A 1,396-nucleotide genomic window follows, 5' to 3' on the forward strand; every position below is an offset into this window, starting at 1 on the left:
GGGCGTGTCAGATGGTCTGTGTAAGCCGTACCGAGAGGAACGGTAAGAATCATGACCATGATCGACGAGAAGAACCCAGGCGAGCCCTCGGGCCAGGACCTGGTCGAGCAGCTGAAAGCCTCAGGGCAGCTTGATTCCCTATTCGCGCAGATCGACGCGGGCGGCGTCGAGCTCACCGGTGACGGCGGGTTCGTGCCCGCGCTGGTCAAGGCCGCGCTCGAGCGGGGCCTGCAGGCCGAGCTGACCAGCCATCTGGGCTACGAGAAGGGCTCGAGCGAGGCGCCGAAGCACGCCAACTCCCGCAACGGGACCACCCCGAAGACCGTGGAGTCCGAGGTCGGGCCGATCGAGCTGGACGTCCCGCGAGACCGGGGCGGGTCGTTCACCCCGCGCCTGGTGCCCAAGGGCCAGCGGCGCCTCGGGGGCCTGGATGACATGATCATCAGCCTCTATGCCGGCGGAATGACGATCCGGGACATCCAGCACCACCTGGCCTCCACGATCGGCACGGACCTGTCGCACGAGACGATCTCCAACATCACCGACGCCGTGAGCGAAGAGGTCCTGGCGTGGCAGTCGCGGCCGCTGGAGGAGTTCTATCCGGTGATCTATCTCGACGCAATCCGGATCAAGATCCGAGAGAACAGCCAGGTCCTCAACCGTGCCGCCTACATCGCCGTCGGCGTGGACCTCGAGGGCATCAAGCACGTGCTGGGGATCTGGGTCCAGGACACCGAGGGCTCGGCGTTCTGGGCCCACGTCTGCGCCGATCTCGCCAACCGGGGCGTGCAGGACGTGCTGATCGTGTGCTGCGACGGGCTCAAGGGCCTGCCGGAGGCGATCGAGGCGACGTGGCCGGACTCGATGGTCCAGACCTGCGTGGTTCACCTGATCCGGGCCGCGATGCGGTTCGTGGCCTACCAGGACCGCAAGAAGGTCGCCGCCGCGCTGAAGCCGATCTACACCGCCCCCAACGAAGAGACCGCGAGGAAGGCGCTGGCCGAGTTCGAGGCCTCCGAGCTCGGCACGAAGTACCCGTCTGCAGCCGCGACCTGGGCGAACTCCTGGGAGCGGTTCATCCCGTTCCTGCAGTTCCCACCCATGCTCCGCAAGGTCATCTACACGACCAACAGCATCGAGTCGCTGAACTTCCAGCTACGGAAGGTGACCAAGAACCGCGGCCACTTCCCCTCGACCGAGGCGGCGGTGAAGCTGCTCTGGCTGGCGATCTGCAACATCGAAGACAAACGCGCCGCCGAACGCGCTCGGGACCGGGGCAAACCCGCCGGCCAGCGCAAAGCCCAGGGCCGGCTCGTCGAAGGTCAGGCCGTCACGAACTGGAAGCAGGCCCTCGCCCAGCTCGCCGCGGCCTACCCCGACCGGATCAACCCCTACC

Annotated in this window: 1 protein-coding gene; it reads left to right on the forward strand. The window is 66.8% G+C overall.

Features of this window, described 5'->3' with window-relative positions; all coding sequences use genetic code 11:
* Positions 1 to 57 precede the first annotated feature (57 nt).
* A partial coding sequence (locus A3IE_RS0119395) for an IS256-like element ISMlu11 family transposase (RefSeq protein WP_026155045.1) occupies positions 58 to 1,396 on the forward strand: 1,339 nt, incomplete at its 3' end.

The sequence above is a fragment of the Thiolinea disciformis DSM 14473 genome (assembly GCF_000371925.1).
In the GTDB taxonomy this organism is placed as follows: Bacteria; Pseudomonadota; Gammaproteobacteria; order Thiotrichales; family Thiotrichaceae; genus Thiolinea; species Thiolinea disciformis.